At 60.0% G+C, this 26,229-nt stretch carries 28 protein-coding genes; 24 read left to right on the top strand and 4 right to left on the bottom strand.

Features of this window, described 5'->3' with window-relative positions:
• Positions 1–92 precede the first annotated feature (92 nt).
• Together N6L25_RS06390 and N6L25_RS06385 are read right to left on the bottom strand one after the other, a co-directional pair.
• Positions 93–353, bottom strand: a complete 261-nt coding sequence (locus tag N6L25_RS06390; RefSeq protein WP_271978929.1) for a hypothetical protein — start codon at positions 351–353, stop codon at positions 93–95.
• A gap of 84 nt (positions 354–437) precedes the next feature.
• A complete protein-coding gene (locus tag N6L25_RS06385; RefSeq protein WP_271978927.1) occupies positions 438–914 on the bottom strand; it encodes a DUF6586 family protein in 477 nt (158 codons plus the stop codon).
• Between the two features lie 396 nt (positions 915–1,310).
• Between N6L25_RS06385 and N6L25_RS06380 the strand changes: the two genes are divergently transcribed.
• The 24 genes from N6L25_RS06380 to flhB all read left to right on the top strand — a co-directional run bounded on the left by N6L25_RS06380 (position 1,311) and on the right by flhB (position 24,122).
• Positions 1,311–2,669 (top strand): DUF1329 domain-containing protein, encoded by a 1,359-nt coding sequence (locus N6L25_RS06380; RefSeq protein ID WP_271978926.1) that lies wholly within the window; start codon positions 1,311–1,313, stop codon positions 2,667–2,669.
• A gap of 81 nt (positions 2,670–2,750) precedes the next feature.
• Positions 2,751–3,671, top strand: coding sequence for a LysR substrate-binding domain-containing protein (locus tag N6L25_RS06375; protein ID WP_271978925.1), 921 nt, complete (start codon positions 2,751–2,753; stop codon positions 3,669–3,671).
• A gap of 27 nt (positions 3,672–3,698) precedes the next feature.
• The gene (locus tag N6L25_RS06370; protein ID WP_271978924.1) at positions 3,699–4,019 is read left to right on the top strand and encodes an SOS cell division inhibitor; all 321 of its coding nucleotides are present in this window, start codon (positions 3,699–3,701) and stop codon (positions 4,017–4,019) included.
• Positions 4,020–4,169: 150 nt separating this feature from the next.
• Positions 4,170–5,615, top strand: a complete 1,446-nt coding sequence (locus tag N6L25_RS06365) for a sigma-54 dependent transcriptional regulator (protein WP_271978923.1) — start codon at positions 4,170–4,172, stop codon at positions 5,613–5,615.
• Between the two features lie 202 nt (positions 5,616–5,817).
• On the top strand, positions 5,818–7,080 hold the full coding sequence (locus tag N6L25_RS06360) for a sensor histidine kinase (protein WP_271978922.1): 1,263 nt from the start codon (positions 5,818–5,820) through the stop codon (positions 7,078–7,080).
• A gap of 12 nt (positions 7,081–7,092) precedes the next feature.
• Positions 7,093–8,514: a sigma-54-dependent transcriptional regulator gene (locus tag N6L25_RS06355; RefSeq protein WP_271978920.1), complete on the top strand. Its 1,422-nt coding sequence runs from the start codon at positions 7,093–7,095 to the stop codon at positions 8,512–8,514.
• 265 nt (positions 8,515–8,779) lie between these two features.
• A complete protein-coding gene (fliE, locus tag N6L25_RS06350; RefSeq protein WP_271978919.1) occupies positions 8,780–9,148 on the top strand; it encodes a flagellar hook-basal body complex protein FliE in 369 nt (122 codons plus the stop codon).
• Between the two features lie 15 nt (positions 9,149–9,163).
• Complete coding sequence (fliF, locus tag N6L25_RS06345) at positions 9,164–10,882, top strand: flagellar basal-body MS-ring/collar protein FliF (protein ID WP_271978918.1); 1,719 nt, start codon at positions 9,164–9,166, stop codon at positions 10,880–10,882.
• Positions 10,875–11,915, top strand: coding sequence for a flagellar motor switch protein FliG (gene fliG, locus N6L25_RS06340; protein ID WP_271978917.1), 1,041 nt, complete (start codon positions 10,875–10,877; stop codon positions 11,913–11,915). Before fliF ends, fliG begins: the two co-directional genes overlap by 8 nt.
• Positions 11,915–12,766 (top strand): flagellar assembly protein FliH, encoded by an 852-nt coding sequence (locus N6L25_RS06335; RefSeq protein WP_271978916.1) that lies wholly within the window; start codon positions 11,915–11,917, stop codon positions 12,764–12,766. Before fliG ends, N6L25_RS06335 begins: the two co-directional genes overlap by 1 nt.
• Positions 12,747–14,114 (top strand): flagellar protein export ATPase FliI, encoded by a 1,368-nt coding sequence (gene fliI, locus N6L25_RS06330; protein ID WP_271978914.1) that lies wholly within the window; start codon positions 12,747–12,749, stop codon positions 14,112–14,114. The genes N6L25_RS06335 and fliI overlap by 20 nt, the downstream gene beginning before the upstream one ends.
• Positions 14,114–14,554 (top strand): flagellar export protein FliJ, encoded by a 441-nt coding sequence (fliJ, locus tag N6L25_RS06325; protein ID WP_271978913.1) that lies wholly within the window; start codon positions 14,114–14,116, stop codon positions 14,552–14,554. Before fliI ends, fliJ begins: the two co-directional genes overlap by 1 nt.
• Positions 14,555–14,669: 115 nt before the next feature.
• Positions 14,670–14,975 carry an STAS domain-containing protein gene (locus N6L25_RS06320; RefSeq protein WP_271978912.1) on the top strand — a complete coding sequence of 102 codons (306 nt, stop codon included), beginning with the start codon at positions 14,670–14,672 and terminating at the stop codon, positions 14,973–14,975.
• 30 nt (positions 14,976–15,005) lie between these two features.
• Positions 15,006–16,721 (top strand): ATP-binding SpoIIE family protein phosphatase, encoded by a 1,716-nt coding sequence (locus N6L25_RS06315; protein ID WP_271978911.1) that lies wholly within the window; start codon positions 15,006–15,008, stop codon positions 16,719–16,721.
• Positions 16,702–17,118, top strand: coding sequence for an Hpt domain-containing protein (locus tag N6L25_RS06310; protein WP_334312387.1), 417 nt, complete (start codon positions 16,702–16,704; stop codon positions 17,116–17,118). Before N6L25_RS06315 ends, N6L25_RS06310 begins: the two co-directional genes overlap by 20 nt.
• 79 nt (positions 17,119–17,197) lie before the next feature.
• On the top strand, positions 17,198–18,316 hold the full coding sequence (locus tag N6L25_RS06305) for a flagellar hook-length control protein FliK (protein ID WP_271978910.1): 1,119 nt from the start codon (positions 17,198–17,200) through the stop codon (positions 18,314–18,316).
• A gap of 229 nt (positions 18,317–18,545) precedes the next feature.
• Positions 18,546–19,043, top strand: a complete 498-nt coding sequence (locus N6L25_RS06300) for a flagellar basal body-associated FliL family protein (protein WP_271978909.1) — start codon at positions 18,546–18,548, stop codon at positions 19,041–19,043.
• Between the two features lie 91 nt (positions 19,044–19,134).
• Positions 19,135–20,133, top strand: a complete 999-nt coding sequence (gene fliM, locus N6L25_RS06295) for a flagellar motor switch protein FliM (RefSeq protein ID WP_271978908.1) — start codon at positions 19,135–19,137, stop codon at positions 20,131–20,133.
• Positions 20,126–20,677 carry a flagellar motor switch protein FliN gene (fliN, locus tag N6L25_RS06290; protein WP_271978907.1) on the top strand — a complete coding sequence of 184 codons (552 nt, stop codon included), beginning with the start codon at positions 20,126–20,128 and terminating at the stop codon, positions 20,675–20,677. The genes fliM and fliN overlap by 8 nt, the downstream gene beginning before the upstream one ends.
• An 11-nt stretch (positions 20,678–20,688) precedes the next feature.
• Positions 20,689–21,147, top strand: coding sequence for a flagellar biosynthetic protein FliO (fliO, locus tag N6L25_RS06285; protein ID WP_442915212.1), 459 nt, complete (start codon positions 20,689–20,691; stop codon positions 21,145–21,147).
• Between the two features lie 44 nt (positions 21,148–21,191).
• Entirely contained in the window at positions 21,192–21,893 is a 702-nt protein-coding gene (gene fliP, locus N6L25_RS06280; protein ID WP_442915216.1) for a flagellar type III secretion system pore protein FliP, read from the top strand.
• A 25-nt stretch (positions 21,894–21,918) separates the two neighbouring features.
• Positions 21,919–22,188, top strand: a complete 270-nt coding sequence (gene fliQ / locus N6L25_RS06275) for a flagellar biosynthesis protein FliQ (protein ID WP_271978905.1) — start codon at positions 21,919–21,921, stop codon at positions 22,186–22,188.
• Positions 22,189–22,191: 3 nt separating this feature from the next.
• On the top strand, positions 22,192–22,974 hold the full coding sequence (gene fliR, locus N6L25_RS06270) for a flagellar biosynthetic protein FliR (protein ID WP_271978904.1): 783 nt from the start codon (positions 22,192–22,194) through the stop codon (positions 22,972–22,974).
• A gap of 11 nt (positions 22,975–22,985) precedes the next feature.
• Entirely contained in the window at positions 22,986–24,122 is a 1,137-nt protein-coding gene (gene flhB / locus N6L25_RS06265) for a flagellar biosynthesis protein FlhB (RefSeq protein WP_271978902.1), read from the top strand.
• Here the strand turns inward: flhB and N6L25_RS06260 are convergent.
• Both N6L25_RS06260 and N6L25_RS06255 read right to left on the bottom strand, forming a co-directional pair.
• A complete protein-coding gene (locus N6L25_RS06260; RefSeq protein WP_271978900.1) occupies positions 24,119–24,991 on the bottom strand; it encodes a class I SAM-dependent methyltransferase in 873 nt (290 codons plus the stop codon). The genes flhB and N6L25_RS06260 overlap by 4 nt on opposite strands.
• Positions 24,972–26,228 carry a uracil-xanthine permease family protein gene (locus N6L25_RS06255; protein WP_271978899.1) on the bottom strand — a complete coding sequence of 419 codons (1,257 nt, stop codon included), beginning with the start codon at positions 26,226–26,228 and terminating at the stop codon, positions 24,972–24,974. Before N6L25_RS06255 ends, N6L25_RS06260 begins: the two co-directional genes overlap by 20 nt.
• Position 26,229: the final 1 nt, after the last annotated feature.

The following is a 26,229-nucleotide window of genomic DNA, read 5'->3' as shown; positions in this document are numbered from 1 at the left end:
GTTCAGGCTGGCACCGCCGCGAGTGTGTTTGCGGCGGCGAGTTGTCGCTCTCATGGTGCGGGGCCGTCAGGCGTTGTGGCGGTTAGACATGGTCAGTGCAGGGTGTATGACGGGCGTGTTTCAACGGTATCGTTGTCGTCTTCTTCCCAATCAATATCGTGGGTAACGTTACCCACGGCCTCAATGCCGGCGGCGATCATTGCCTTGGCTACCGACATATCCCGATCTTCCATCATTTCCCGAGCTTCCGGAGAGAAGGAGATACGTACCAGCGGTGCGCTGTCATCATCGATTCGGCGCAAGGCATAGTCGCCATTGGTCAGCTGAACGATTTCAAAGTAGGACGGTGACATGTGCTCTGCCTTTAGCTAGGTGGTTAAGTGCGAATGATCGGTGATTCGTTTGGCTGCGCTGTTCACGGCGGTTAAAACCGGGAGCTACCACTCCTGGTGCCGTTCGGCGATAGAGTCGGCGTAGAGCTTCATTGCCGTGATGATGTTCTGCAGCATTGCCGTTGAGCGGTCAGGGCCGGTGTCTACCGATACGGCGATGATGTTGTCATCCGATACCGACTTTTTCTTGGCCGGAGGTTGCCCCAGGGCCCTGTCCAGTTGGTCGAGTTGCGACCACCAGTTTGCTGGTTGGCGGGTCAAGGACTCCAGCTCGACCGCTTCCGGAGCATCGGGACCGATAAGCGTCGTCAGGTTTGCCAGATTGCTGGGTGTTGTGCCCTTGTGCTGGTAGAGCTCTGCAATCAACGTCAGTACCATGACCCTGGCCCGAAGAATCAGCTCAATTGCGCCTTGGCTCGCGGCTTCTTGTTCCGCCGGGTTGCTGGTGGTTTCCCTGTGGGCAAGCAGCGTCTTGGCGAGATACAGCTTCTGGGAAATCTGGGTATGCCACTGGGATGCCATCAAGAACCTTGCGTCAGCCTTAAACCGTTCGATCAAATTCCAATCGGACCAGTCTACCATTTTCGAGACCCGATTTCCTCTGCTTGACCGATATTCCCGATACGCAAACACCACGACTCGCCGCTGTGATGAGACGGTGCCAGGCACCCGGTTTCAGGGGGCGCCATACAAGAAGCTACAAAAAAAATCTTGTCAGGCTACCCCCCAATCGGGCAAATAGGCGTGCGGATTTTAAGGGTGTTTGAATAACCCAAGGTGTTGCACAGGCTGGCGCAAATCCTTGACGGTCGAATCTCGGACATCCCGAATGCAACAGACAGTCGCGTGACAGGTTGGACGCCCAGGTAGCAATGGCCGGCAACCAGAACCGCGCAGTTAATGGTGAGGTAACAGGAGATGGGAAAGCTGATTGGCCTCGGGGCCGCTTTGCTGGCGGTGCTATGGGGAAGCCAGGCAATGGCCAAGGTAAGCGAAGCGCAGGCCGCAAGACTTGGGGCGGACTTAACCCCGGTGGGGGCCGAAAGGGCGGGCAATGACGCCGGTACAATCCCTGCGTGGACGGGAGGCTTGTCGAAGCCGCCGGGCGGATGGTCTCAGGGGGACCGGGAATTCAGTCCGTTCCCCGAGGATCAGTTGCTGTTTACGATTACCAAAGACAACTATCAGCAGTACCGCGATCAGCTCACCGATGGCCATGTGGCCATGCTGGAAGCCTACGGCCCCGACTATTTTCTGCCGGTCTACCGGACCCGTCGTACCGCCGCGTTTCCGGAACATGTCTACGACAAATTCCGGGACAATGCATTGAGTGCCGCGTTGCTGGACAATGGCAATGGGGTACGGGATACCATCATGACGAGTCCGTTCCCGATTCCACAGAATGGGCTGGAGGTGATCTGGAATCACATCCTCCGTTACCGGGGCGAGCAGCTGTCCTTTCGTTCCGCGTCCGCCACACCGGCAGTGAGCGGCGCCTTCAATCCGATTTTCACCCAGTACGATTATTACTTTGCCTATGCGGAACCGGGCATTCAGCTGGCGGACATCGACAACAAGATTTTCTACCTCAAGACCGAGACCATCGCACCGACCAGTCTCGCGGGTTCCATCACCCTGGTCCACGAAACCCTCGATCAGGTTCGTTCCCCCAGACTGGCCTGGCGCTACGAGACCGGTTCCCGGCGCCTGCGTCGCTCGCCCAATCTGGCCTACGAAACCGATCTGCCCAACGCCTCGTCGTTGCGTTCGGTCGACCAGAAAGACATGTATAACGGTGCTCCTAACCAGTATGACTGGCACCTGCTGGGCAAGCGGGAGATCTATGTCCCCTACAATGCCTACGAGCTGCACTCCGACCGCCATTCCTCGGAAGACATCATTCGGCCCGGACACATTAACCAGGAATTGGCCCGCTACGAACTGCACCGAGTCTGGGTGGTGGAAGCCAAGGTCAGAACCGGAATCAGTCACATCTACGGGCGCCGGGTGTTCTACGTCGACGAAGACAGCTGGCAGATTCTGGCGACCGAGGAGTATGACCAGGATGGCAATCTCTGGCGGGTATCGGAAGCCCATAACATCAGTTACTACAGCGAACCGGTGTTCTGGACCACGCTGGAAATGACCTACGACCTGAAAGCCCGTCGCTACTACATTGACGGTCTGGATGAAGGGCAAGCGTCTTACAACTTCGAGCCCGGATTTCGCAGCAATGAGTTTACCGCGTCGGCTGCCAGAAGGGCTGCCCGCCGCTGACCGGGTATCCGGTATCGGCTGTATCCCGGAGCGAATATGAGGCAATATTGCGTCAATACTAACGATTGATGAATTGGCTTCATGCTCGATCTTAAGCACCTGAAAACCATCCACGCCTTGCAGGAGGCTGGCAGCCTGACGCGAGCGGCCGATCAGCTTCATGTTACCCAGTCGGCGTTGTCCCACCAGATTCGGGACCTGGAGGACTGGTTCGGGGTGCAGCTGTTCGTCCGAAAAAGTAGACCGCTGAGGTTTACGCCAGCCGGCGAGCGACTGTTGAATACCGCGAAATCGGTACTGCCGGAGCTGGTTGCCGCCGAACACGCACTGTTTGCGTTAGGTCGGGGGCAGCGAGGGCGGTTGCATATGGCCATTGAGTGCCATAGCTGTTACCTCTGGCTCATTCCTGCGGTGAACAGCTACCGGCCAGCGTGGCCGGACGTCGAACTCGATTTCGTCGGCCACTGGCATCTGGACGCCTTGCCGGCATTGGCCCGGGGTGAGTTGGACCTGGTGGTCACCGCCGATCCGGTGCCGATGGATGGCGTGGTTTACGAGCCTCTGTTCCGATTTGAAATTCTACTGGCGATTGCACCGTCACACACACTGGCCAAAGCGACGCGCATCGCCGCCGAAGATCTGGCAACGGAAACCCTGATTACTTACCCGGTGGACCCGGATCGGCTTGATGTTTTTCGCAATTTTTTCTGGCCGGCCAGGGTTGAACCGGCACGGGTCCGAACTGCCGATATGACCATGATGATTGTTCAGCTGGTGGCGAGCCAACGCGGCGTTGCTGCCTTGCCGTCCTGGGCGCTTAGGGAATACATGGATTCGGGATTGCTGGCGGCTCGCCCCCTGGGCAAAGCGGGTGTATGGTCGGATCTGTACGCGGCCGTGCGCACAGACGATCGCCAGGCGCCCTACATGAGCGCTTTTTTGGCGTCCGTCAGGGAAACGTCATTCAATACCCTCAGTGGGATTCGGGGCGTACAATTGTAATCAGTTTCAATCTTGCAGGAGTGGGGCATGCCTTTGACGTTGGAGAAACTTGACGACCTGAACGATGAGCTGCGTCAGGCGCTGGTGGCCGAGAACTGGTCAGGGTTTTCGGATCTCAATAGCCTGATTCAGCCTGCCGTTGAGGGCGTGATGACCAGCCTCAGGGCCGGTGAGGTAAGCCCAGAGGCCGTTCAGGAGCGCCTCGAAACCCTGCAATCCCTTTGTCTGGAAGCTCAGGGTGGGGCCGAACGCACGCGCGAGGAAGCCCGGGCAGCGTTAAAGGACATCCAGCGGAATCAGCAAGCCACTCGTGCTTACCACAACGTACAAGGCGGCCCGGCGGGATAACTGTCACATTTGTCGCCGATTCTCTCCCTGTGAAAGCGTCATAAAATTGACTCCCTCTGGTTAACGGTCTTAAATACCGCATCAAAGATGATGGAACTTTGCGGAGCGCGCGTGTTCGCAGGAACTTTTCAACGCAAGAGATTCGATTGAATGGCCAAAAATAATAATGTGCTGGTGCTGTGCGAGGACGCTGATCGTTGCCGGGATATTCGAACCATCCTGGAATTCATCGGGGAAGATCGAGTCGAGACCAATTCACTGGCGCGGGAACGACTGTCCGAGGCCGAGGCGACGGCCGATATCACTGTCGCCATTGTCAATGGCGAGGAGGCGGCGGCAGAGAGCGTCGTCAGTGAGGTACACAGTGCCGACCCAGGCCTGCCCATACTGTTGATTGGCAACCCGGAGTTCAAATCGCTGTCTGAGCAAGAGCAAAGCCGGGTCATCGCCAGAATGGATTGGCCGCTGAACTACACCAAGTTTGTCGATTCCCTTTATCGTGCCCAGGTATTCCGGGACCAGTTTTCCCGATCTCGGGAGCGGGGAAGGCAGCGTGGCGTACAGTTGTTTCGCAGTTTGGTGGGTACGAGCCGTAGCGTGCAAAGCGTCCGCCAACTGATGGAGCAGGTGGCCGATAAAGATGTCAGTGTGCTCATCACCGGGGAGTCCGGTACTGGCAAGGAGGTGGTCGCCCGTAACCTTCATTACCATTCCGCCCGCCGTGACAAGCCGTTTGTGCCCGTTAACTGTGGCGCAATCCCTGCGGAGCTGCTGGAGAGTGAGTTGTTCGGCCATGAGAAGGGGGCCTTTACCGGCGCCATAACCGCCCGGGTGGGGCGCTTCGAAATGGCCGAGGGCGGTACTCTGTTCCTCGACGAAATTGGCGATATGCCACTGAATATGCAGGTGAAAATACTGCGGGTGTTGCAGGAACGCACTTTTGAGAAGATCGGCAGTAACCGCACCCAATCGGCCGATGTCCGCATCATCGCCGCGACCCACAAGAATCTGGAGGCAATGATCGAGTCGGGTGACTTCCGGGAAGATCTTTATTACCGCCTGAACGTGTTTCCGATTGAGATGCCGGCCTTACGGGAGCGGGTTGAGGACATTCCGCTGCTGATCAATGAGTTGGTCTCCCGCATGGAGAAAGAGAAGCGGGGTTCGCTGCGGCTAAATTCCGCAGCGATCATGAGCCTGTGTCGCCATGACTGGCCGGGCAATGTTCGCGAGCTTGCCAATTTGGTTGAGCGCCTGGCCATCATGCATCCCTATGGCGTCATCGGCGTGCAGGAGCTGCCCAAGAAGTTCCGTTATGTGGATGACATCGATGAGAACCGTCCGGTGGAGGACAGCGGCATGCCGGGCGGGATTCCCGGGCTGGTGGGGCTGGATGCGCCGGCATTGTTGCCGGTGAACGGTATCGACCTGAAAGATTACCTGTCCAGTCTTGAGCGTCAATTGATCCAGCAGGCGCTGGACGAGGCCGGTGGCGTGGTCGCCCGCGCAGCGGAGAAGCTGCGTATACGCCGGACGACCCTGGTGGAAAAAGTGCGTAAGTACGGTCTCCGCCAGGATGAGTCCGAAGAGGTGTAGGCCACTGACGAACCGCCGTCAATGCCTCCCCAAGGGAGGCGTTGACCGAATCCTCCGCGACAAAAAATTGTCGCCAGCCCTCCGAAATAAATTCCATCCAATTGAAATTTAACAATAAAAACATAGTGGCATGACATTGGCTTATTACCCCTGAAACGACCCATACGCCCGTGTGATGGGCAGGACTTCGTTAGGGGGAGCCATGAGTCAGCCACAGTTTGTTGTTCCGTCGTCCCAGTCTGGCGCGGTAGCCAATGCCGCCGCGGATGCCAACGACAAAGTCACCGCACTGTTCCCAGCGCAGGAAGAGGATCAGGCGGTGGGGACAGCGCTGGAACTGTTCAACCAGATGTCCCGCCAGATCACCGATTCCTACCGTACGCTGGAATCCCGTGTAAACCAGTTGTCGGGAGAGCTGTCCGCGGAATCTCAGCAGCGGCAGCGGGAGCTGGAAGAAAAAGAGAAGCTGGCTGATCGACTGTCCACACTGTTGTCAGCGCTGCCAGCGGCGGTGGTGGTGCTGGACAGTCAGGGTGTGGTGAGCCAGTCCAACCCGGCGGCCGCCAACCTGCTTGGTGAGCCCCTCGACGGCGAGCGCTGGGTGAACATTATTCACCGTTGCTTTGCCCCGCGCCGCGATGACGGCCATGAAGTGTCGCTGCGGGATGGTCGACGGGTCAGCATCGAAATCCGGACGATGGAAAACCAGCCGGGCCAGCTTATCCTGCTCACCGATCTCACCGAAACCCGACAGCTCCAGGCTCAGTTGGCTCACGCACAACGCCTGTCTGCCATGGGCAAGATGGTCGCGTCCCTGGCTCACCAGATTCGTACCCCCCTCTCCGCTGCGATTCTCTACGGCGGTCACCTCTGTCAGGACGAGCTTGATACCGAATTACGCCAGCGTTGCGCCAATCGGTTGATGTCTCGGCTGACCCACCTCGAGCACCAGGTCAGGGATATGCTGATCTTCGCTCGGGGAGAAACCCGCCTGGCGGAAGAATTGTCGGCCGAGTCACTGGTGCAGGGGCTGCGCGGTGCCATCGATGCGCTTCAGCTGGCCGGTGGCGCCGACGTGTCGCTGAGTGCGGACCTGCCAGAGCTGAGTCTGCTGTGTAACCGGGAGGCGTTAGTCGGCGCCTGCACAAATCTGCTGAACAACAGCCTGGAAGCTGGTGCGACCCATGTGACCATAAATCTGGGGCTGGTGGATGAGCAATTGGAGATTCGGGTGGCGGATAACGGCCCGGGGTTCGCGGCGGAGCAAGCGGCTCAGCTGATGGAGGCGTTCTACACCACCAAATCCCACGGTACCGGACTGGGGCTGGCGGTCGTTCAGGCGGTGGTGAAAGCCCATCAGGGCGGTTTTAGCCTGCAGGCATCCGAGCAGGGCGGAGCCTGCGCAAAGATTCGGTTGCCGCTGACCGGTCGGATGAATCCAGAACAAGCAGCAAGCGTTAGATAAGTGGAGGCAAAGATGGCTCGGGCTCAGATACTGATAGTTGAAGACGATCACGACCTGCGAGAGGCCTTGGTCACCACGCTGGAGCTGGCCAGGTTTCGCATCAAGGAAGCCGACTCCGCGGAACGGGCGCTGGCGGTGCTGGCCGAAGACAGTGTCGATATGGTGATCAGCGACGTGAACATGCCGGGCCTGTCCGGTCATGAGCTGTTGGCGGAGGTGCAGCGACTGTATCCGGGGCTGCCGATGATGCTGATGACGGCCTATGGGCAGATTGATCAGGCGGTGTCGGCCATGCAATCCGGTGCCACTGACTATCTGGTCAAGCCGTTCGAGTCCCAGGTGCTGGTGGAGGCGGTAGGACGGATTGTCGGCGGCGGTCAGAAACGCAATGCGGACCAGCCGGTGGCGGAAGACCCGATCAGCAAGCGAATGTTCCAGCTGGCGAGCAAGGTCGCGGCCAGCGAGTCCACCGTGATGATCTCCGGCGAAAGCGGCACCGGCAAGGAGGTATTGGCGCGCTACATTCATCAGCAATCGCCCCGTGCCGAACAGCCCTTTGTGGCCATCAACTGCGCCGCCATCCCGGAGAACATGCTGGAAGCCATTCTCTTCGGTCATGAAAAAGGGGCGTTCACCGGGGCGCATGCGGCATCCCCGGGCAAGTTTGAGCAGGCCAACGGTGGCACGATCCTGCTGGACGAGATTTCCGAGATGGAGCTGGGGCTCCAATCCAAACTGCTGCGGGTGCTGCAGGAGCGGGAAGTGGAGCGTGTCGGCGGACGTAAGACGATTCCGCTCGACGTTCGGGTGCTGGCCACCACAAACCGGGAGCTGGCTGAGTACGTCAAGGAAGGCAAGTTCCGGGAAGACCTCTATTATCGCCTCACGGTGTTTCCGATGCAGTGGCAGCCGCTGCGGGAACGTCGGTTGGACATCATGCCGTTGGCTCAGGCGCTGCTGAAAAAACACAGTCGCAAGATGAAGCTGGCGGCCATCAGCTTTGCACCGGACGCCAAACACGCCTTAATGGCGCATCCCTGGCCTGGTAATGTGCGGGAGCTGGATAACGCGATCCAGCGGGCCCTGGTGCTGCATCAGGGCAATGTCATCCGCGCTGCGGATCTGTGTCTGGAATTCGGCATCACCGGTCAGGGCAGTGGCGTGACAGCGCCGGCCGCCGCGGTGCCGGAGCCCGCGGAGATCGCCCCGCAGGTTGAGCTGCCAGACACTTTTGCGCCCGAGGAGCCGGCGTCGTTGGGGGACGATCTGCGACAGCAGGAATTCCGGATCATTATTGACACTCTCCGGCGCGAACGGGGGCGGCGTAACCGGGCGGCGGAGCAGTTGGGCATCAGTCCACGCACCCTGCGCTACAAACTTGCCCAGATGCGAGAGTCGGGCATCGACCTGAATGCCGAGCTGGCGATGGCCTGATACCGGCTGCGCCATTGCCTCGAAACCGCTTTTCCATACTCCTTCGTGCGGCGCCTCAGGCGCCGCTTTTTTTGCCCGCTCTGGGCGCTTTTGCGCTGTCAATTCTTTGTCGCCAGCTCGGATCTGTTGTTAATTGTTCTTTTTATCCTAATGAATATTAAGGGAATATATGGCTTGGCCGAATATTTGCTTTTTACGCGATTAGAACAGAACCAACGAATGCAGCCGCCAGCTAGGCCTGCTGACGGTGACCCTGGAGGGAGATATGGTACAGCGTGCCGACATCAACAACGTGCTTTCGGAGATTCGCTCCCTGCGGTCCCAAATGATGCAAAACCAGCGCATCGATCAGGACAACGCCATCCGGGGGCGGGTGGACGATCCTGCCAAGGTCCAGCAAACCGGTGAAACTCCAGCGTTCGCGGACATGCTGAGCAAGGCGGTCAACAACGTCAACGAACTGCAGCAGAACTCCAGTGCACTGCGAACCGCCTACGATATGGGAGACCCCAATGTGGACATCACTCGGGTGATGGTGGCCTCCCAGAAGGCGTCTGTATCCTTCGAAGCGTTGACTCAGGTCCGCAATCGGGTCGTTAAGGCCTACGAAGACATCATGAACATGCCGATGTAATAGCGGAGACCAGTCATGTCGAGCGTTCCAGCCGAAACTACCGCCAATAATCCACCGGCCGCGACCACCAACGACCCGGAAGGCCTGGAGAACCGCAGCGACCTGCTGTTTGGTTTCAATCGGCTCACCTTGTTACGCCAGATCGGCCTGATGGTCGGGCTTGCCGCCAGCGTGGCGCTGGGTGTGACCGTGGTGTTGTGGGCCCAGGAGCCCAACTACCAGCCGGTGCTGGGGGATCTGTCGAGCTATAACCCCCAGGATGTCACCACCATTCTCGAGCAGAACAACATTGATTACCGCCTCGAACCCCGTACCGGCGCGCTGCTGGTGCCGGCCGAGGACGTCTATAACGCGCGCCTGAAGCTGGCGGCCGAGGGCGTGACCGATGAACGCACCATCGGCTATGAGCTGCTGGATCAGGAGCGGGGGCTGGGGACCTCCCAGTTCATGGAAACCATCAGCTATCGTCGGGGGTTGGAAGGCGAGCTGGCCCGGACCATCAGCAGCATGCGCAACGTTCGCAGTGCCCGCGTGCACCTTGCGATTCCCAAGCGCTCGGTGTTTGTTCGCGACGCCCGCACCCCCACCGCGTCGGTTTTTCTGGAGGTGTTTGCCGGTCGCAGACTGGAACAGGAACAGATTGCCGCCATTATCAATCTGGTTGCTGGCAGTATCCCGGAACTGACCAAAGACAATGTCACCGTGGTGGATCAGAGCGGTAACCTGCTCACCGGCCGGCGCGAGCAGAGTGGTCGCCAGCAGATGCAGGACCAGTACGAATACAACGCCCGGGTGGAGGAGCGGTTAACCAGCCGGGTGGCCTCCATCGTCGGACCGATTGTCGGCGATGGCCGATTCCGGGCCGAAGTCACCGCCGACCTGGATTTCTCCTCGGTCGAACAGGCCGAGGAATTGTTCAACCCCGATCAGCAGGCGGTGCGCAGCGAACGGGAACTGACCGAGCAACGCCGTAGCGGATTCATGGGCGGTGTGCCCGGTGCTTTGTCCAATCAGCCGCCCGGAGCGGCGGAAGTACCGGAGCAGGCCGGCCAGGGGCAGGGTGGTGACGACGAGGACGCACCGCCGCCGCCCGTCAATGTGCGCAGCGAGGCCACCCGAAACTATGAAGTGGATCGAACCGTCAGCTACGTGCGCCAGGAGCAGGGTCGGGTGAAGCGATTGACCGTGGCCGTCGCGGTGGATGACATGAAGGTCATGGATCCGCAGACCGGTGAAGTCAGCTACCAACCCTGGCCGGAGCAGGAGCTGCAGCGTTTGACCATGCTGATTCGTGATGCGGTGGGTTACTCGGCGGTTCGGGGCGACAGCGTCACCGTGATGAACACCGCGTTCGCACCGGAAGAGGTGGTGGCGTTCGAGGCACCAGGCTTTTGGGAGCAGCCCTGGTTCTGGGATCTGATGAAGCAGGTGCTGGCCGGGCTGGTAATTCTGGTGCTGGTGCTGGGACTGCTGCGGCCAACGCTGAAGAGCCTGTCAGGCAGCGGCCGGCGTGAACGTGGAGACGAGCTGGAAGGCGCCGATGGCTACGACGACATGAAGGGCCTGGGCAGCGACGGCGCCCTGCGGGAGGCGCTGAGTTCCCAGGATGAACTGCTTTTGCCCGGTGCAACGGACAGCTATGATAGGCAATTGAACGCACTGAAAGGGTTGATTACCGAGGATCCGGCCCGGGTCGCTCAGGTAATGCGCCAGTGGGTAAACGTTGATGACTGATCCGAACGATCAAAAGGCCGAAGGTGGCACCCAGCCGCGACGCAAGATTCCCCGCGTCGAGCAGGCAGCGATCCTGCTGATGACTCTGGGCGAGGCCGATGCGGCGGAAATACTCAAGCACATGGGCCCGAAGGAAGTGCAGCGGGTCGGTGTCGCCATGGCACAGATGAAGGATGTCAGCAAGGATGACGTCAGCTACGTGCTCGACCAGTTCGTGGACGCCGTAGGCGGCCAAACCGGGCTCGGTGTTGGTAACGACGACTACATCCGGGCCATGCTGACCCAGGCATTGGGGGAAGATAAGGCGGCCAGTCTGATCGACCGTATCCTGATCGGCGGCAACACCACGGGCCTGGATACCTTGAAATGGATGGAGCCGCGGGCCGTGGCCGATATCATCCGCTACGAGCATCCGCAAATCCAGGCCATCGTGATTTCCTACCTGGACCCAGATCAGTCCGCCGAAATTCTGGCAACCCTCGATGAGAAGGTCCGCCTCGACGTGGTGATGCGGGTGGCGTCACTGGAAAGTGTGCAACCCCAGGCCCTGCAGGAGCTGAACGACATCCTTGAAAAACAGTTTTCCGGTGGTTCCTCCACCCAGACCAGTCGAATTGGTGGGGTCAAGCGGGCCGCGGACATCATGAACTTCATGGACCGCAGTGTCGAAGGCACGCTGATGGATTCCATCAAGGACATGGATCCGGATCTGGCCTCCACCATCGAAGATCTGATGTTCGTGTTTGATAATCTCAAGGACATCGACGACCGCGGTATCCAGTCGCTGTTGCGGGAGGTGTCCTCCGATGTGCTGGTGGTGGCGCTCAAGGGTGCCGACGATGCCGTCAAGGACAAGATCTTCAATAACATGTCCAAGCGGGCGGCGGAATTGCTGCAGGATGATCTGGAGGCCAAGGGGCCGGTTCGCGTCAGTGAGGTGGAAGCAGCCCAGAAAGACATCATCACCATCGCTCGGCGTATGGCCGAAGCGGGTGAAATCACCCTGGGTGGTTCCGGCGAAGAAATGATGTAATGAAAGACGACCCTCGTAATCGCATCCCATCCGAGAACCTCACCGCCTACGAGCGCTGGGAGTTGCCGCTGCTCGACCAACAGGGCAACGAGGTGGCGCGGGAGGAAGAACGCGAGGTCAAGCCCCTCACGGCCGGTGACCTGGAGGAGATTCGCCAGGCCGCATGGGAAGAGGGGCATCGGGAAGGGCGCGAAGCCGGTAGGCTGGAGGGGCACGCCGAGGGCCGCGAACAGGGCTATCAGGAAGGCCATGCCGAAGGCGTGGCGGACGGCCGCCGGGTTGGCCATGACGAAGGCCTTGCCCAGACCCAGACCGAAGTGAATGAGAAGCTGGTCCGCCTTGAGGCGCTGATGGGAGAATTGCTGGTGCCTATCCAGCGTCATGGGGACGAGCTTGAAACTGCGTTGTTCAACCTGGCAACCGTCATGGCCAGAGCCATCGTGTTCCGGGAATTGCAGATGGATTCCAGCCATATGGCCGCCGTGGTGCAACAGGCCATGGCCTCACTGCCCTCCACCAGCGACAACGTCAAGCTGCTGGTCAATCCAGCCGACGCCCAGTGGGTGCGTGAGGTGGCGGAGCAGTTTGAGGCCGGCACTTCTATTATCAACGACGACACTATCCTGCCGGGCGGCTGCAAGCTGGAAACCCGCCACAGCCTGGTGGACTTCACCGTTGAGAAGCGTTTCCAAAAGGCGGTGCAGAGTATGTTGGACCAACAGCTGGACAGCGATGAGCCCGGCGACAGCGCCGAGCTGGATGCGATGATGGGCGACCTCACCGATTTCCATCGCGATGTGCTCAGCGCACCGGACGAAACAGGCAAGAACGATGACAGCGTCCCTGAGTGACCGGCTCGAACGCCTGAAGGATTACCTGCCGCCTCGCATTGAGCCGGAATTGTCCGGCCGGCTGACCCGTATGGTGGGACTGACCCTGGAGTGTGTCGGCTGTCCGATGGTGGTGGGTGACCGCTGCCTGATCCAGGGGCAAGGCGCAGGCAATGTGGAAGCAGAAGTGGTGGGGTTTGAGGACGACCGGGTCTATTTGATGCCTCTCACCGCCATCGAGGGATTGCGCCCCGGCGCGCGGGTGGTGCCCATGTCGGCGGCCAGTCGGGTGCCAGTGGGGCCGGAATTGCTGGGACGGGTGGTCAACGGCACCGGCGATCCGCTCGATGGCAAGGGACCGTTGAAAGCCCAGGCGCAGGTCTCGTTGGGCGGTGACATCATCAACCCGCTCAACCGTGCCCCGGTCCGCCAGTCGATGGATGTGGGGATTCGCGCCATCAATTCGCTATTGACGGTCGGCCAGGGCCAACGCCTGGGACTGTTTGCCGGCAGTGGCGTCGGCAAGAGCATGCTGCTGGGCATGATGACCCGGTTTACCGATGCCGATATCACCGTGGTGGGCCTGATTGGTGAACGGGGCCGGGAGGTGAAGGAATTCATCGAGGATATTCTCGGTGACGAAGGTTTGGCGCGCTCGGTGGTGGTGGCATCGCCGGCAGACGATTCGCCCTTGATGCGACTGCGGGCTGCCATGTTGACCACCCGCATCGCCGAATATTACCGGGATCAGGGCAAGCGCGTGCTGCTGCTAATGGACTCACTGACCCGCTATGCCCAGGCCCAGCGGGAGATCGCCTTGGCAGTGGGCGAGCCCCCGGCCACCAAAGGTTATCCGCCGTCGGTGTTTGCAAAACTGCCCCAGTTGGTGGAGCGCACCGGCAATGGCGAACCCGGTGGCGGCTCCATCACCGCCTTTTACACGGTGCTCACCGAAGGCGATGACCAGCAGGACCCCATTGCCGATGCGGCTCGGGCCATTCTCGATGGTCATATCGTGCTGTCTCGGCGGTTGGCGGAGGAAGGCCACTACCCCGCCATTGATGTGGAGGCGTCGGTCAGCCGGGTCATGCCGCAGGTCACCGAGGACCAGCATTTTGCTCGGGCCCAACGCTTCAAGCAGGTGTATTCCCGTTATCAGCAGGCCCGGGATCTGATCAGTGTGGGCGCTTACGTTCAGGGCTCGGACCCGGAAACCGATTTCGCCATCGCCCGCATCGACGATATGCGCCAGTTCCTGCGCCAGGGCTTGAAGGAGAGCTCAGCGCTGGCCGCCAGCATCGATCAGCTCATGCAGGTGTTGCCGGCGAACGGCAGTGCCACATCCCGCGCTCCAGGGGCCGGTGAATAATGCTCCGATCCAAGCGCCTTGAAGTGGTGCTCGGGCTGGAGGAGCGCCGTGAGCAAGCGGCACTGGAGGAGTTGGCCGCGGCCAGGCAGCAGGTGCAGAAGCTCAAGCAGAGGCTGGAGGAGCTGCAGCGTTATCAGACCGATTACCGGGAACAGATGCGCCAGGGGCAACAGGGTGTGGTTTCCGTGAATCGCTTGCAGGGTTGGCAGGCGTTTATTGCCCAGCTCAACCAGTTGTTGGCCCAGCAGGAGCTGCAGTTACAGGGTGCCGTCAAAGCGTTTGAAGCCTGTCGACTCAAGTGGCAACAGGCCTACGAACGCCGACGCGGAATGGAAAAGTACATAACCGGCTGCCGGGAGCAGGAACAGCGTGCTCAGGATGTCCGGGAACAGAAAGCCATGGATGAAGCCGCCGCTCGCGCCCTGAACCGCAGGCGGTAGCATTGTGAGAGGGATAAAAAAAAACCAAGTGCAATTCGCTACCGCTGGGCTATCCTTGGACAAGGCACGTAGACGTGCATGTTCGTCAGTCGGAGCAAGTGATGGAGGACCGAGGATGCCGATACAGACGCGCCGAAGCGATGATGGCCGAACGCTGACCATAAAGATTGAAGGGCGTTTCGATTTCAGCACCCATCAGACATTCAGGGATGCGTACGAACACAGTGACCAGGGAATTGTTAACTATGTCGTCGATATGACCGACACGACCTACCTGGACAGTTCCGCTCTGGGAATGCTCCTGCTTCTGAGGGACTATGCGGGGGGGGATTCCGCCCAGGTCCGCATCGAGAACTGCAATGGAGATGTCCGCCGAATCCTCTCGATCTCCAACTTCGAACAGCTTTTCGCTATTCGTTGACCCCTTCCTGATTAGAACTGGGAGCCTGTTGTGGATGAATCCCTTCCGGAGCAAGGCCCACTGCGCATACTGATTGCCGATGACAGTGACTCCGATCGGCTGATTCTGGCCAGGCTGGTGGAACGCCAGGGCCATCAGGTCGTTTGCGCCAGGGACGGTATGGAAGCCGTGGAGTGCTTTCGCGAGCACAGTCCCCATATTGTGTTGCTCGATGTCATGATGCCGCGGCTGAATGGCATGGAGGCCGCCCGTCAAATCAAGGTGATGGCGGGGGAGCGTCTGGCCCCCATTATTTTTCTGACCTCCATCTCAGACGCCCAGACTCTGGCCAGGTGCCTGGAATCCGGCGGTGACGACTTTCTTTCCAAACCCTACAACCGGGTCATCCTGGAGGCGAAGATAAACGCCTTTAACCGGATGCGTCTGATGCACCGGACCATGTCCCACCAGCGGGATTTGATCAGGGACCGTAACCGATTGTTGCTCTCCGAGCAGAGAGTGGCCAAGCGGGTCTTTGACAACGTCGCCCACACCGGTTGCCTGGATGCGCCCAACCTGCGTTACCACGCCTCGCCGTTGTCGATTTTCAATGGCGATGTGCTGTTTGCCTGCCCCATACCGGCCGGCGGCATGCACATTCTCATCGGCGATTTCACCGGCCATGGCCTGCCCGCCGCCATCGGGGCCATGCCGGTGGCGGAAATTTTTTACGGCATGGCCAGCAAAGGCTTCGGCTGCGAGGATGTCCTCAAGGAAATCAATCAGAAGCTGAAGCGAATATTGCCCACGGGCATGTTTTGTTGCGCCCTATTCATCCAGGCGGATTTTCACCTGAATCAGTTGCGGGTCTGGAACGGTGGGCTGCCGGATGGCTATCTCGTTCGTCACAATGGCGAGCGGATCAAACTTCCTTCGAACCATTTACCGCTCGGGGTGTTAGGCAGTGAGCGTTTTGCAGTCGAAGTCGACGTTATTTGCACGGAGCCGGGTGATGCGTTGCTGGTGGCAACCGATGGCATTCTCGAGGCCGAGAATGCCGACGGCGAAATGTTTGGGGAAGATCGACTGCAGGACGCCATGGCCGGGTGTACCGGCGGAGATGATCTGTTTGATTCGGTGATGGCGGCGGTGAGTCAGTTTACCGGCGATCAGGGGGTGCAGGACGACCTGACGGTCTTTGCGCTGGAAATGGTCGATGAACAGGTGCTCGCCGATATACCCAGCGGCCTGCCGCAGTCGCCTCTCAGTGGCGCGACCGAGTGGCAATGCGTGTACGAATTGACCGACCGGACTCTGGGACAGTTCAACCCGCTGCCTCTGCTGTTGCAGATCTGTTTGGAGGTTCCGGGATTGCGCCGCCGCAGCGGAGAGATCTATACCCTGTTGTCGGAGTTGTATAGCAATGCCCTCGAACATGGCATTCTACAGCTGCCTTCGGAGTGGAAAATTTCTCCCGAAGGCTTCGGACAGTACTATGCTGAAAGAGAGAAGCGGATGTCAGAAACGGTCGGGCACTCGATCCGTTTCACGCTTCGTCATACCTCGCAAGAGCAGGGCGGACGGTTGGAGATTCTCTGCGAAGACAGTGGAAAGGGGTTTGACTATCGGCCTTGCCTTGCTGAAACATGCTCTGACAATAAGTATTCGGGACGAGGGCTTATGCTGTTGAGGCAGATAAGCTCCTCGCTGAGTTTTAACGACAAGGGAAATCAGGTAGGTGTCGTTTATGACTGGAAGTTCACTTAACCCGGCTTACGAATCACCCCGGGATACTCAGGCAGACAAGGGGGGCGTCATGAACGACAAACCGCACCTTGATCACGAAGCGCTGGCAGAGCTGAAGGAGGTCATGGAGGATGAGTTTGACGTCCTGATTACCACCTATCTTGCCGATTCTCAGGATCGCATCGCAACCCTCAGAGCATCCCTGGAGAATCAGGACGCGGAAGCGTTAACCAAGGCGGCTCACAGTTTCAAAGGCAGCTCGGTTAATATCGGGGCACCGCAACTGGGTGAACTCTGCCTGCTCACGGAGAAGGTCGGACATTCCGCACAGCTGGATGATGCGGCTGTCCTCCTGGATCGGATTGAGCGGGAGTACGACACGGTCCGAACCTTGTTTGAAAAGCTGCTGAACGCTTGACGCCTCTCATTTCTGGCACCACTTTTGCCTAGCTTTCTTAAGCACCAGCTTATTCCCAAGAAAGCGGCAAGAGGTTGCCATGACTGCACCGTTATTACCTTCCAGCCCTGTCCCTGCGAAACCGGGGCAGGCTAGCGATAGCAAGGCTGCCCGCGCCTCCGATAAACACGGCGACAGCGAGTTTGACGCGATTAGCCGGCAGGAGCGCAAGCGCCTTGAACGACATTCTGATGGTGATGATCAGCAAGACCGGGCCAGCCAAGTCCGTCAGGACCGGCAATCAGGCGCCGGCGAGGGCGCGACGGCCTCTGGCCAGTCCCGCCATGACGCGCAAGCGCAGGATGCCGAAACGGCGGAGGTCAGCGAGCCGGATCGGCATCGAACCTGGCGGGACGATGACCATTCGGCCCTGTTCACCTTTGCCAGCGCTCAGGCGGCCAACGGCCTGCCGGCGATGGGGGTAATGGGGGGAATGGTCGGGCAGGCGGGTGCAGAGGGTGAGTTAATGCCGGCGTTGGCGATACAGCAGGCCAACGGTCTGGAGAGCGGCGGCAAGGTGCTTCCGGGCCAGCCCGCCACCCAGGTGCTGGAATCGCTACTCGGTCAGGCCTCCGGTGATAGTGGCAAGGCGCTGGATTCCGCCTCCGGGCTCGCGTCACTCAATCGCCTCGGCGCTGCTGAGCAGGCCGGCCAGATGCCTCAGCCCCAAACCAGCGCCAGACTGATCGACGCCACCACCCCCCTGCGGGCCTATGCGACCAGCATCGACCTGCCTGTAGGCCATGCCGAGTGGGGCGATAAATTGGTCGGCAAATTGACCTGGCTCACCGCAAATAACCTGTCGGTGGCGGAGATTCACCTGACGCCGCCGGATATGGGGCCGATGGAGGTGCGGGTTCAGGTCCAGCAGGACCAGGCTTCAGTCACGGTGCATGCGGCCAATGCGGCGGTTCGGGATCAGCTTGAACTGCACAGTCATCGGTTAAGGGATCTGCTGAACCAACAGGGCATCGCCCTGGACCAGTTCGACGTGTCGGACTCTCCGGGCCGTCATGACCGCGACCGGGACTCCGGTGACGACGAGGGGCGTGGTGTAGTGGCCCAGCAGCGCCACGACGATGAAGACTCCCTGAGCCGGGTTGCCGCTGGTGGGCAGCTGGACCTCAGCTGGCGGGGCGAAGTGGATCTTTACGCCTAATCCGAGGCGCCCGAAAGCTTGCTGTTTGCCAGGGGAGCGGAGCCTTCCGTTCCCGGATTCCCCCCAAGATCCCTTCGCGCCTGGCCTTTCTTCACCGAGCGCCCTTTGCCCTCCCAGGGCGTGGGCGCTAAACTGCTGATTTGAAAGATCAGGCCACGTGGTTTGGCCTAACCTTTGCTTTATTTTCCTTAATCCGAGCTAAACGACAAATATCTGGCGGAAGCAACCCATGGCTGACGACGCGCCCGAAGAGGCCCCGAAGAAAGGTAAACTGAAACTGATCCTGCTGCTGACGGTGGTGGTGGTGCTGGCTATCGGGCTGTCGATTGCCGGTACCCTGTGGTTCCTGAAAGATCAGGCCCCGGAGGCGGCAAACGGCGACGACGCCGAAACACCGGAGGTCGAATTCCAGCCCAGCCAATACACCGTGCTGGAGAAATCCCTGGTGACCACCGTGCAGGCCGAAGGCAGGCAGCGTTACGCCCAGGTCTATGTGGCCTTCGAGGCGGATAATGCCGAGACCCTGGCGGCCACCGAGCTGCACATGCCACTGCTGCGCAGTCAGCTCATCAATGTACTCGCCAGCAGTGACTTTCTTGTGTTGCAGACACCGGAAGGCCGTGCAGGCCTGGCTGAGGACATGTTGGCTACGGTGAACGAAACGTTGGCGCAGGAAGGGGAGCAACCCCTGAAACGGGTGCTCCTGCGGAACTTTGTGTTGCAGTAAGTGGGTAATGCAGTAAGTGTGTATTGCAGTGAACGTGTATTGCAGTAAATGAGACCCGGTAACGGGCCGTTGATCAGGGGCAGGACCGAATATGCAGGATCTACTGTCACAGGACGAAATTGATGCGCTCTTGCACGGTGTGGATGACGGCGACATCGATACCTACGATGAAACCGACGACACCGGAGTAAAGACCTACGACCTGGCCAGCCAGGATCGCATCGTCCGTGGACGGATGCCGACCCTGGAGATGATCAACGAGCGATTCGCCCGGTACACCAGAATCAGCCTGTTCAATTTGCTGCGTCGCAATGCCGATGTGTCCACCGGCGGCGTGCAGATCATGAAGTTTGGCGAGTACATTCATACGCTGTACGTGCCCACCAGCCTGAATCTGGTCAAGGTGCGGCCGCTGCGGGGTACCGGTCTGTTCATTCTCGACGCCAAGCTGGTGTTCAAGCTGGTGGATAACTTCTTCGGCGGCGAGGGTCGCCATGCCAAGATCGAGGGCCGGGAGTTCACGCCCACCGAAACCCGGATTGTCCAGATGGTGCTCAACCAGGTCTTCCACGACATGCGCGAAGCCTGGCAGGCGGTGTTGAAGGTTGATTTTGAGTACCTCAGTTCCGAGGTTAATCCGGCCATGGCCAACATTGTCAGCCCCAGTGAGGTGGTGGTCATCAGCACCTTTCATATCGAACTGGATGGCGGCGGGGGCGAGCTGCACATGGCGCTGCCGTATTCGATGATCGAGCCCATCCGCGAGGTGCTCGATGCCGGGGTGCAGAGCGACATCGATGATGTGGATGAACGTTGGGTCAACGCGCTTCAGGAAGACATCAAGGACGTGGATGTTCCCATCAACAGCCTGGTTTGCCGGCGCCGAATATCTCTACGGGACGTGGCCCAGTTCAAGGCCGGCGATGTAATCCCGATAGAGATGCCGGAGATGCTGACGGTCACCGCCAATGGCATCCCGATCTACAAAGCAACGCTGGGAACCCGGGATGGCAAGCTGGCGCTGCGGATCAATGCCCGGGCAGAGCGGCCCAAGGTCAAAAAACAACTGAAGGTAGGGCGAAATGGCTGACGACGACAAGAAAGACGACCAGGACATGAGCGAAGACGAAAAGCTCGCGGCCGAATGGGAGGCTGCCATGGAAGAAGCTGGCGACGGCTCCGAAGCGCAGGCTTCAGACACGAAGGATTCGCAAACCGAGAGCGCCGATGCCGCACCGGCCGAAAACCGGGACGACGAGTGGGCGGCGGCCATGGCTGAGGCCGGCGCTGAGGATCCTGAAGAATCGGTGCGTGCCGCACCCATGGAGGAATTCGGTGTAGATACCGCCGTCGCCACCGGCGGCGGGCCTGCGCCGGACCTGGACGTTATTCTGGACATCCCCGTCACCATCTCGATGGAAGTTGGCAACACCCAGATTCCAATACGTAATTTGCTGCAGCTTAACCAGGGCTCGGTGATCGAACTGGACCGGCTCGCGGGCGAACCGTTGGATGTGCTGGTTAACGGCACCTTGATTGCCCACGGTGAGGTGGTGATGGTGAACGAGAAGTTCGGCATTCGGCTCACCGACGTCATCAGTCCAGCCGAGCGCATCAAGCGGTTGCAGAAATGAGGAAAGCCGGGGTGTCCAGGCAGCGATGGACTCGGCTTACGGCTGCCCTGGCCTGGCTGCTGCCACTGAGCGCGGTGGCCGCGGAGAGCGAGCCGGAGAGTCGGCCGTCGGTGCCCGATGCGGTGGGCACCCTCACCAGCCTGGGGCTCGGGCTGCTGTTCGTGATCGGCATGATTTTCCTCTGCGCCTGGCTGGTCCGGCGTATGAGCGGGTTGACCGGCATGAACAATCAGCTGATGAAGGTGGTGTCGGTGATGAATCTGGGAGCGCGCGAACGCATCGCGCTGATTGAGGTGGGTGACCAGCAGATCCTGGTGGGGATTACGCCTTCCACCATTCGCACCCTGCACGTATTTGAAGAACCGGTCACCGACGCCGAGGCAGCGGGCTCCAGCGAATTTGCCCGTCGCCTGCAAGGCATGATCAGCAAGCCCTGGAAGGGCGACAGACCATCGGGGGATGCGTCGTGAAGCGAGTCTGGCTTACCCTGGCGGGTGTCGCGCTGGTTACCCATATGCCGGTGGCGCTGGCGGATCTGCCCGGAATACCTGCCGTTACCATGACGCCGGGTGACGGCGAAGGAGTCCAGGAATACTCAGTCACCCTGCAGATCCTGGCGCTCATGACCGCGCTGACGTTCCTGCCGGCGATGCTCATGATGATGACGTCATTCACCCGCATCATCGTTGTGTTTGCCATTCTGCGCCAGGCACTGGGGCTGCAAGCGACGCCGTCGAACCAGATCTTGCTCGGGCTGGCGCTGTTTCTGAGCATCTTCATCATGAAACCGGTCCTGGAAGAGGCCAATCAGGTCGCGTTGCAGCCGTACGTTGCCGAACAAATCACCTCGCTCGAAGCCGTCGAGCGGGCGAGCCAGCCGTTCCGGCGTTTCATGCTGGCCCAAACCCGGGAAGATGATCTCGCCCTGTTCATGCGCATCGCCGATGAGCAGTACGACACCCCGGAAGATGTCTCGTTCTGGGTGTTGATGCCGGCGTTTGTAACCAGTGAGCTGAAAACCGCGTTCCAGATCGGGTTCATACTGTTTATCCCGTTTCTGATTATCGATATGGTGGTGGCCAGTGTGTTGATGGCCATGGGGATGATGATGCTGTCGCCCATCATTATCTCGCTGCCGTTCAAGATCATGCTGTTCGTGCTGGTGGACGGCTGGGCCCTGATTATGGGGACTTTGGCCGCCAGCTTCGGCATCTAGTCCGGCACTGCGGGGAGGAAGCCTGATGACACCGGAAACCGTTATTGACATCATGCGGGAGGCGTTATGGATGATCGTGCTGTTGTCTGGCGTCATCATTGGGCCGGGGCTGGTGATCGGCCTGGTGGTGAGCACCTTCCAGGCGGCAACCCAGATCAACGAGCAGACCCTCAGCTTTCTGCCCCGGCTGATCGTCACCCTGTTGGTGATCATCGTTACAGGACCGTGGATGCTAACGCAGTTGTTGGATCACGCCCGTAACCTGATCTCCAACATCCCCTACCTGATCGGGTAAGTTGTGGTACCTCTGGCGTTAGGCGCAGACCAGATTGGCCAGTGGGTGGGGCAGCATCTCTGGCCGTTGTTTCGCATCGCCAGTTTCATGATGGTGATTCCCTTTATAGGCACTCAGCTGGTCCCGATGCGGGTACGCCTGGGACTGGCGCTGTTAATGACGGTGCTGGTGGTGCCGCTGATTGGGGACGTGCCCCGGGTCGACGCCTTGAGCGCGGACGCGGTGGTCATCACCCTGCAGCAGGTTCTGATCGGAGTCGGCATGGGCTTCGCTCTGACCGCCCTGTTCCAGCTGTTTGTGGTGGCGGGCCAGATGATTGCAATGCAAATGGGGCTCGGGTTTGCCTCGATGAACGATCCGGCCAACGGTGTCACGGTGCCGGTCCTGTCCCAGTTGTACACCGTAAGCATCACCCTGCTGTACCTGGCGATGAACGGCCATCTGGTGGCCTTCGAGGTTTTTCTTGAGAGCTTCAGAACTCTGCCCATAGGGCTGGAGGGGTTGGGGCAGGCCGGCGTCTGGCAATTGGCTCACCGCATCAGTTGGGTGTTTGTTTCCGCCATGCTGCTGGCGTTGCCGGCAGTGACTGCGGTGTTGATCGTCACCATCTCGTTTGGTGTGATGACCCGCGCCGCGCCGCAGATGAACATTTTCGCGCTGGGCTTTCCCATCGCGCTGATGTTCGGACTGTTTGCCATCTGGGTGCTGGAAAGCAACTTTGCGCCCCATTTTCAACAATACACGGAAGAGACCTTCGAATTTATGCGCCAGTTACAGGGGCGCTAGGGTAGGCGGCAATGGCTGAAGACAACGACGACAGTCAGGAAAAAACCGAAGAGGCCACCCCCCGACGATTGGACAAAGCGCGGGAGGAGGGCCAGACCGCACGCTCCAAGGAGCTGGCCACCATGGCGGTACTGCTGGCCGGCGCCGGTGGTTTGCTGGTGTTTGGCACGACGCTCGGGGGCGCCTTCGCCAATATCATGCGCAGCAGTTTCGCCATCGAACGGGAGTCCCTGTTCGACACCAACTTCATGGGCCTGCACCTGCTGGCGGCGGCGGAGGAAGCCACCACCGCGGTTGCGCCGCTGCTGCTGATACTGCTGGTTGCGGCCATTGCGGGCTCCATCGGGATCGGTGGGCTGCTGTTCAGTGGCAAGGCCATCGCGCCCAAGTTCGATCGCCTCAACCCGCTCAAGGGCCTCAAGCGCATGTTCTCGCTGCGCTCGCTGGTCGAGCTGGTCAAAGGGGTGGCCAAAGTGGCGCTGGTGATGGTAGTGGCGGTGCTGATACTGGACCTGCGTACCGCCGATCTGCTGAGCATCGCCGAAGAGCCCGCCATTCCCGCGATGGCACACGTAGCCTGGACGCTGGGCTGGAGCTTTTTCCTGTTGTCCTGCGCCACCATCGTCATCGCCGCGCTGGATGTGCCCTACCAGATTTACGACCATCACAAGAAACTGCGAATGACCAAGCAGGAGGTCAAGGACGAGTTCAAAGACACCGAAGGCAAGCCGGAGGTGAAGGGACGAATTCGACAGTTACAGCGGGAAATGGCCCAGCGTCGTATGATGCAGGACGTGCCAGAAGCCGATGTGGTGATCACCAACCCCAGCCACTACGCGGTAGCGCTGAAGTACGACCAGAAAACCATGGCGGCGCCGATCGTGGTGGCGAAAGGGGCCGATGAGATTGCCTTCAAGATCATGGAAATTGCCCGCGAGCATCGGGTCGAGGTGCTGCGTACTCCGCCGCTGACCCGGGCGGTATTCCACAATACCGAGATTGGCGGCGAGATACCCGATGGCCTGTATATGGCGGTAGCCCAGGTGTTGGCCTATCTGTTCCAGCTCCGGCAATACCGCCGGGGCCAGGGGGCCAAGCCGGGGATGCCGGATTTCCCCATCCCCAGCGAGTTGCGGCGGGATGTTTAAGCTTTCTCTGAGGCTGGCCCGCGGGCTTCGATGACCCGCACCAACGGCTCATTGCGGCTTTTGGGGATGGGCAACTGGCCGTAGAACTGTCGTGGGTTGTGGATGTCAACGTCCGCAAAGCCAAGGCGGCTCATATGGCGCGCGGCCTCGGCATCGCTATCGAAATGGATGGTGACCTGGCTGTGGGTCATGCCGCCAAGCATTCGGCGCAGAACGTTAATGCCCCCTCGAATCACCGGCTGGGAGGGCAGCAGATAGCTGTCGGTCAGATAAACGGATCCGGGGCGTTTGGCGAGGATGGCGGCCAGGCGACGCCAGAAATCGCTGATCACCTCCAGCGCGAAGTAGTTGCTCAGACCTTCGGTGACCACAACGATTGGCCCATGGGCATCAAAGACCCGCTCAATCACGGCCTCCAGCGTCTGCTCACCATCCTCTGCAAGGATGTCGATGGGCGTCACCTGATGCTGCGGGCTCAGGTGGCCACTGGCGGCAAGCTTTGCGGCCTTGCGGGCGGCCATGTCCGGCAGGTCGGACTCGACCATGTGCAGCTGTGGGAACTGGCGGCGTAGCCGGATGCCCCGGGGCGAAAGACCGCAGGCGATTTCCAGTACCTGGGTGACTCCCCGCTCGGCGACGGCTTGTTCGATCAGGTGGTCGATGATCAGGTGGCGTTGCAGCAAAAAGGTTCTGAGATTGCCGCCAGCGACGGTCTTGCTGGCGGCTTCGAAGGGACTCATCAGGCTATACAGCCAGCGGCCCTGGGCGGTGATCAGGCTATCGTCGGACAGCCCGTTCCGGTGCCAGACGGCACCGGTGTACAGGGCGGTGAAACTGATGCCGGAACTGTCAGTCGGTTTGGTGTTCATGGATGGCTTTTTCCCAGGCTTCCCTGTCGCCGGGCAGCACCAGGTTCAGGGCGATGGCCACCACCGCGCACAAGGCGATGCCCTCCATCTGGCCGAGGACCATACCGCCGATGCCGAACACCAGGGTAACCCCGACAATAACCAGATTGCGTGCTTCCGACAAATCCACCTGATGGCGGATCAGGGTGTTGAGGCCCACCACGGCTATGGAGCCGAACAGCAGGCACAGTATGCCGCCCATCACCGGAACCGGTATCGATTGCAAGGCGGTGCCGAACTTACCGACGAACGCCAGGACAACCGCGATCAGGGCGGCCCAAATCATGACTCTGGGGTTGAAGTTCCGGGTCAACATAACGGCCCCGGTAACTTCCGAATAAGTTGTGTTCGGTGGTCCACCCAATAGCGCGGCCGAACTGGTGGCCAGGCCGTCGCCCAACAAGGTGCGATGCAGGCCGGGCTTTTGCAGGTAATTGCGGCCAGTGACGTTGCCAATGGCAAGGATGTCGCCGATGTGCTCGATGGCCGGGGCGATGGCCACCGGCACCATGAACAGGATGGCCGACCAGCTGAACGCCGGTGCCACGAAATCAGGCACGGCGAACCAGGGGGCCTGGGCAATGGGGCTGTAGTCGATAATGCCGGCAACGGCGGAGAGTGCGTATCCGGTCAGCACGCCGAACAGGATCGGGATCAGCCGGAAAAGGCCCTTTGCCCACACGGCGGCGCCAATGGTCACCGCCAGGGAGGCCATGGCGATCAGAATGGCGGTGTCGTAGGGCACCAGCACCGCGCTGCCATCGCCGGCGCGTCCCGACGCCATGTGCACCGCGACCGGGGCCAGGCTCAGACCGATCACCATGATCACCGGCCCGATCACCACCGGCGGCAAGAGTCGATGGATGAAGCCGGTGCCGCGCATCCGGACAAGGCCGCTCAAGAAGATGTAGAGAAGACCGGCTGCCACCAGGCCGCCGAGGGTTTCTGCCAGCCCGAACCGGGTCTTGGCCGCCAGGATGGGGGCGATGAAGGCGAAGGACGACGCCAGAAAAATGGGGATCTGGCCACCGGTGACGAGGTGAAAAAGCAGGGTGCCGAGACCCGCAGTAAACAGCGCCACATTGGGGTCCAGCCCGGTAATCAACGGCATCAGCACCAGTGCGCCAAAGGCCACCAGAAGCATCTGCGAGCCGGCCAGGGCCTGTCGCACCGGGGAGTGGGTTACACCGTCCTGCATG

Origin of the sequence: Marinobacter sp. SS21 (assembly GCF_028369065.1) — a bacterium.
In the GTDB taxonomy this organism is placed as follows: Bacteria; Pseudomonadota; Gammaproteobacteria; order Pseudomonadales; family Oleiphilaceae; genus Marinobacter.
Note: the sequence above shows the minus strand (reverse complement) of the source record. Positions and strands in the feature narration are given on the sequence as shown.